This window comes from Brevinematia bacterium (genome assembly GCA_039630355.1).
GTDB lineage: Bacteria > Spirochaetota > Brevinematia > DTOW01 > DTOW01 > SKYB106.
In genome coordinates this window covers 1-5,653 of sequence record JBCNVF010000043.1, presented here as the reverse complement: position 1 = coordinate 5,653, position 5,653 = coordinate 1, and the positions used below count along the sequence as shown (strand labels likewise).

Here is a 5,653-nt window from a genome sequence, read left to right as displayed (position 1 = left end):
GATTCAAATAACTCTCTTTTAGAAACATCCAGTGGAAACCTTGAAAACGGGTATGCCTCTTGGACCTCAGTGAAAATTTACACTAGGAATATCTATATAGTAGTTGTAAAGATAGACATGACAGGCGACAGAGTAATATCTACTGGAGCAGATCAATACTCCTACAAGTATGTCATAGTAAGTGAAGACTCGGATGGTAGGGTTTCATTTTCGGACACAGACGAATGGTATGGTATGTAACCTATTAAGCGCACTAAAGTTTGTATTCCCCATCTGTCTCATTTTCCTTGCTGTCCCTTCATCATCTGTAACACTACTCTCAGCAACATTTAACTCAGATGGTTTAGATTACCTTCATTTTCTATCAGAAGAATCAAATTGTGCTCTCTCTTTTCTTGTAAACAGTAGCGCAAATTTGCTCCTCTGTGTTAGCCTAGGCAGTAGAAATCTTGAGATTTTCCTAGGAGACATGTGGGTAAATTTTGGAAGAGGCATAATAGTTGGAAATAACAAATATTCCTACTTTACCAGATACGCTTACACTCTAAAGTATTCAACCAACGGAATATCTAGCTTCAACTACCCCATCTCTGACAGAAACTTTGACGGAGTTACAGACATAGGAAAAGGTATAGGAATACACCTACCAGAACTAAAACTAAGAACTTTTGTACTCTTAGAAGAAAACTTATCGTTTTCCAATCATACCTTAGGTGGGATGATAGAGATCGGAGAATTTGCGATTTTATTGAATAAGCACAAGGAAATCTTTATTTCAGTAAATTATAAAAGTAGAAACTTGCTTGGATTAGGCATAGTTTCAGATCTAGAAGTCTCCTCAATGATCTCAAGCAATATACTTTTAGGATTAGGTTGGTTTCTAGAATGGTATTTCAGGAAACTTGAATTTTCTCTAGAGTGTAGAGTTTTAGAGGATGGATTCTACTCTTCGTTTTCTCATTCAATGTTCTCTAGGGAAAGAGTACAAAAAGGATTGATATTCTCAGCAAGATTGGACGAACAAAAGACAAAATTCTCTTTTGTGAATAAACTGGTTCAACTGTCAAATGCGAGTATTGAGAGCGAGACCTACTTTTTTGCTTTACACAGGGTTTTTGATTACACATTTTTAGACCTTGAGATTCTAAAAGACAGCGTACAGGAAAAGTTATTCCTAGCACTATACCCTTTCGTAAGCCTAGAGTTTGTGACAATCTACCTAAAGCCAGTGTTCAGTGCTGACAGAAACCTAAACTTTGAAAAGATAATAGCGGGAACTTCACTAGAAGTTCAAAACCTTAAAGTAAAGCTTACAACTTTCTTCCCACTTAGTGAAACTGATTCATTTACATTTATTTCAACTGAAGTAAGGGATAATTTTGGAGAAAACCTAGATGTAAAAATAGGGAATAGTGATGGTATATCCTGTGTAGTAGGAATAATCTTTACTTCTAAGCAGATAAAAACGGAAGTTTTAACAGTTTTCTCTCAACATAAGGAACCACGGTTTTTTTGTGTCCTCTCGCTTAGAATTGAATAGCAAATGGCACAGATATGCTTGGCGAGAAAGATGAGGTTATCCTGTTGTTTAAGTCATTCAAGATACAATACCTAAGCTCAAATCCTATCCAAAATTCTCTAGAAAAGTTATAAGAAAGTGCTAGTATAGGCTCGGTAATCAACCCTATCTCCGATAGTGATATAGCTCCTAAGGAAGCGTTCATTAAGGATATTCCCGTAGCTATACCCACCTTGAGAAAGAGATTATTCTTCTTCTCAAACGAGAAGACCATAGCGTTATAGGAAAAAGCAAATTTCAAGGAGATATGAGAGAAATAACTTCTCTCAGTCTGAGAGAAAGAAAAAGAAAGTTCTGGGGATACAGAGATCGTATCGGATGGAGAGAATGTTGTGCTACCTACTCCAATATCCGCTCCTAAGACTGCACCAATACTTACCGGATCACTGAAAAACATAGTACTTGGTCCTAGGTAAATCTTTATATCTTCAGCCTGTGATACAGCACTCCCAACTAAGATCAATAAACCTATGAGAAAGACTACCATAGTTTTTCTCATAACTTCTCTCCTTACTTAGTATAACAACGAAAAATCTCCTAAGAAAGTGACACTATATTACTACTATACCTATCACAACCTTAACAATGTTTGATAGAATTCTCAGGAAAGCCGAAGTTTCAAGAATGTAATGCAGTTGTGGATAAATGTCAGTAAATATCACAAAATACCCTATTATAAATATACCATTTATTGAGAATAACAAGAACCCCACCATTTTACTGACAGAGGTTATGCCTATTTCGCTAATTTTTTCGTATATTCTGTTCACAAGTGGTAAAAAGAGGAAGAAAGCTATCACCGAAGAGCCCAAAACAACACCTACATCTATTATTTCCAAATATTCTTTAACTATGAAGTATTTGAAAATTCTAAATACTATAGTATTAAACAGAGTAACAAAGAATATTAGCATAAGAACCTTAAAACTTTTTTTAAATCCTACTCTTATTCCTATAAACAAAAACGAGATATACACAATAGCTCCAACTATGTCAAGAACTTTTGACAACCACATATTTCCTCCTAATTTGCTAGAGAGAGATCTTTACTAGTCTACTATGTGAAGACTATTCTGTTTTTAGTTTGCTCTTTAGTAAAGAGTTCTTGAAGAAAGCTAAATTTAGAATATATATTCATTCTCCAGTTTTTCAAGTTCGGAGAAAGCATTTTGAAATACCTCTGAAGCAATTTTAGGATCAATAAAGACACCAGCTAAAAAGTTATCTCAGGTCTCTTTTCTACCTCTTCCCTCTCAACTTGCAAATACTCTGTCTTTTTAAACCCTAGTATAGACGCAACAATATTTGATGGGAAAATATCACATATTGTATTGAACTCCTGAACTATGTTGTTATAAGTATACCTATACCTTGCAGCTTCATCTTCTATCTCCGATACAGAACTCATAAGGTTTGACACTAACCCAACAGCTTGTGGGTTTGGGTAAGCCTCAACTGCTATCTTTATATCCCTCATTATGCTTCTAAGACCCCCCTCTATTTTATTCACATCGTCGGGGGTTTTCGCTTCCATTGCGGACGATCTTAGTCTTGTAACTTCCACAAATAGATCTTTTTCAAACTTAGTATAACTCCTTACAGCTTCAACGAGTTGAGTTATCATATCTAACCTCTTTTTTAGGGTTACCAAAACTTGGTTGAAAGTAGCTTCCCAACCATTTCTTAGGGTCACTAGCCTATTGTAAATTCCCACAACGTAAAAAAAGATGATAATAAAAATCAGAAACACTATACCCATCACAACTATGTTCAATATTGAGTTTATGTCCATATATCACCTCCTACAAAAATTATCTACCACCAGCACCACCACCCCCAGAGCCACCGCTTCCACCATATCCACCTCCTCCACTTTGTGAACTAAGTGACGAAACATGCGAGCTTGTAGTATTGTAGATATCAGTCAAGCTTTCTAGACTGCTGTAATAGGCACTACTTACCACAGGAATCTCCAAACCTAAATTCATCAAATTTTCAACAAATTTACCTCCAACTCCTAATGCAACAGCATACACAAACCATTCTTTCCAAACATCCATTCCTACTCTATCAAAACCCATCTCCTTAATCTTGGTAAAGCTTGAAAGAAACCTAGCAAAAGCCTCCCACTCAAGTTTCTCTTTATAAAGTTCTCCCTTCCATCTACCAAATAAATGAGACGGCTGTAAAAGTAAGACAATAGACATTGCTACAAAGCCAAGAATTTTCCAAAACAGATCCGCAAAGTAAATATACCCCAGAAAAACTTTAGATAATATATACAGCATTAAAAACATCACAGATATTCCTATTACAGTTATCTTACAAATCTTAAATAACACCATCTCACCACTTCTATCCACAAACTCTCTCATCAGATCAGAGGCAGAATATGAGACTACAGAGTCAAAGTCTTCCTTTATCAGCTGTAACTCTGAAATCTGCGAATTTCTATAGTATTCGTCAACTAAACTCTTAAACCCATTAAAGTCAAACCTCTTCACTTCAGCTTCCTTACTAGAATACTTAGTAATGAAATTAAAAACCCTCAATTCATACTCATCCAAATCCTCAATTTTTCTACTTTTTATGGTTATACCTCCTTCATCTATTGAAACTAAACCTCTCCTTTCAATATCCCATAAGGTAGCAACAAACGCATTTATATCTGTTGACTCTCTCATAAAAACACCATTTACCATCCAAGGTTTTCTATCCCTATTTGGTAGAAAACTCAAATACTTAGGAACAACCGCAAACTTCTCTCTACCATACTTAGTGTAAACTATAAAAGCACCTATCGGCAGAAATATAACAAGAAACACTACTAGGTAATCAACTATTACCCTTAGAAGCTGAAGTAGGTCCTCAAAGATATTGACAACTTTGGTAATAATTGCAACATTATTATCTCTCTTCTTAATACCCAGAATAGGGACATTTTTCATCAAAATCTCAATACCTATTATCTTGTCTTTAGGAGATATGCCCTCTATAAGGTAAGTATTACCCTCCTTTCTGAATGTAGAACCTGTAAGATTTGGGAATACCTCAGATAACCACCTGCTAATTACTAATGGAATTGAGAAGAAAGAGGTAGATAAGTGAGGATAAACCTCCTCAATAACACCTTCGTTGTCTTTTATCACTATCGTAACTTTCTTGTAAGGAGAATGCTCATCTGCAAGCTTGATGTTTACATGAGAATTATGACCATCATTTCTGTATACAAAATATACCAAGTAACTACTCCTAAACGAATATTCACCTTTATCAAAATACAAATCCCTAGAAATAATTCCCACTTCGTTGTTGTTTGCAATAGACGAAATTGCTGAAGATATCTGATAAAGATAACCACGATCTCCTACAATGTAAAACCTACCTCCGCTGTCTTTCACATACGGAATTCCAGAATCACTCTCTAAACTAAGAAGAGCTACAAACTCATCACCAAGATAAGAAAAATTAGATTTCTCTATTTCACTATTCATAGCACAAAAAAGTGGAACTTTCCAAAACCTAAACAGCATTTTCTTACTATCTTTAACAACAAACTTATACTCCTCCTCAATTTTTAAGGAAAAGATATCATTAAAAGGTGTGCCTGAGAGAGTAAGATTGGTTTTGGAAATATCTATTTCACAATAATACGACGAAATATAAAGATCATAAAACATCAGAGAAATATCAAAAAAACCTGTCCCACTTACCAAGATCACAAGGGCCATAGTAAGAAGCAGTAAGAAAATTTTTAAGAAAGCTCTTCCTTCCTTCACATTATTGATTATATAACATAATAAGAGATAGTTCAATACAAATTATACTGAAGTTTGGTCAAGAGTTTGGTATTTTTTTGTGAAAAAGTATTCTGAATACCTCGTGTTCATAACTCATCCAAGCAACTCTCAAATCTTCCTTCCCTAACCCCAGCACACTAGCCCTACCCAGAAGGTAGAAAAACACAAAAGGCCCAGAATACTTAACCTTCATCTCACCCCTCAACCGCTCCCTCACAATCTCACCCGCTATCAAACCAATATTCAACGCAACAACCATAAGAAACAGCAACTT

7 protein-coding genes are annotated in these 5,653 nt (G+C 35.4%); 2 read left to right on the top strand and 5 right to left on the bottom strand.

Annotated features, from left to right (window positions below):
* Both ABDH28_03275 and ABDH28_03270 read left to right on the top strand, forming a co-directional pair.
* On the top strand, positions 1–240 hold a 240-nt coding region (locus ABDH28_03275; GenBank protein ID MEN2998041.1), incomplete at its 5' end, for a hypothetical protein.
* Between the two features lie 229 nt (positions 241–469).
* On the top strand, positions 470–1,540 hold the full coding sequence (locus tag ABDH28_03270; GenBank protein ID MEN2998040.1) for a hypothetical protein: 1,071 nt from the start codon (positions 470–472) through the stop codon (positions 1,538–1,540).
* Here the strand turns inward: ABDH28_03270 and ABDH28_03265 are convergent.
* The 5 genes from ABDH28_03265 to ABDH28_03245 form a co-directional block, all read right to left on the bottom strand.
* Positions 1,527–2,078, bottom strand: a complete 552-nt coding sequence (locus tag ABDH28_03265; GenBank protein MEN2998039.1) for a hypothetical protein — start codon at positions 2,076–2,078, stop codon at positions 1,527–1,529. The genes ABDH28_03270 and ABDH28_03265 overlap by 14 nt on opposite strands.
* A gap of 52 nt (positions 2,079–2,130) precedes the next feature.
* Positions 2,131–2,595, bottom strand: a complete 465-nt coding sequence (locus ABDH28_03260) for a hypothetical protein (protein ID MEN2998038.1) — start codon at positions 2,593–2,595, stop codon at positions 2,131–2,133.
* A gap of 197 nt (positions 2,596–2,792) precedes the next feature.
* Positions 2,793–3,371 carry a LemA family protein gene (locus ABDH28_03255; protein MEN2998037.1) on the bottom strand — a complete coding sequence of 193 codons (579 nt, stop codon included), beginning with the start codon at positions 3,369–3,371 and terminating at the stop codon, positions 2,793–2,795.
* Between the two features lie 19 nt (positions 3,372–3,390).
* Positions 3,391–5,358, bottom strand: a complete 1,968-nt coding sequence (locus ABDH28_03250; GenBank protein ID MEN2998036.1) for a DUF2207 domain-containing protein — start codon at positions 5,356–5,358, stop codon at positions 3,391–3,393.
* Positions 5,359–5,416: 58 nt separating this feature from the next.
* Positions 5,417–5,653, bottom strand: a 237-nt coding sequence (locus ABDH28_03245; GenBank protein MEN2998035.1) for a hypothetical protein, incomplete at its 5' end; no start/stop codon positions are given.

Bases quoted from the DNA above. Each gene is read 5' to 3' on its own strand.
- ABDH28_03270 (MEN2998040.1), top strand. From the start codon at position 470: ATGTGGGTAAATTTTGGAAGAGGCATAATAGTTGGAAATAACAAATAT.
- ABDH28_03265 (MEN2998039.1), bottom strand. From the start codon at position 2,078: ATGAGAAAAACTATGGTAGTCTTTCTCATAGGTTTATTGATCTTAGTT.
- ABDH28_03260 (MEN2998038.1), bottom strand. From the start codon at position 2,595: ATGTGGTTGTCAAAAGTTCTTGACATAGTTGGAGCTATTGTGTATATC.
- ABDH28_03255 (MEN2998037.1), bottom strand. From the start codon at position 3,371: ATGGACATAAACTCAATATTGAACATAGTTGTGATGGGTATAGTGTTT.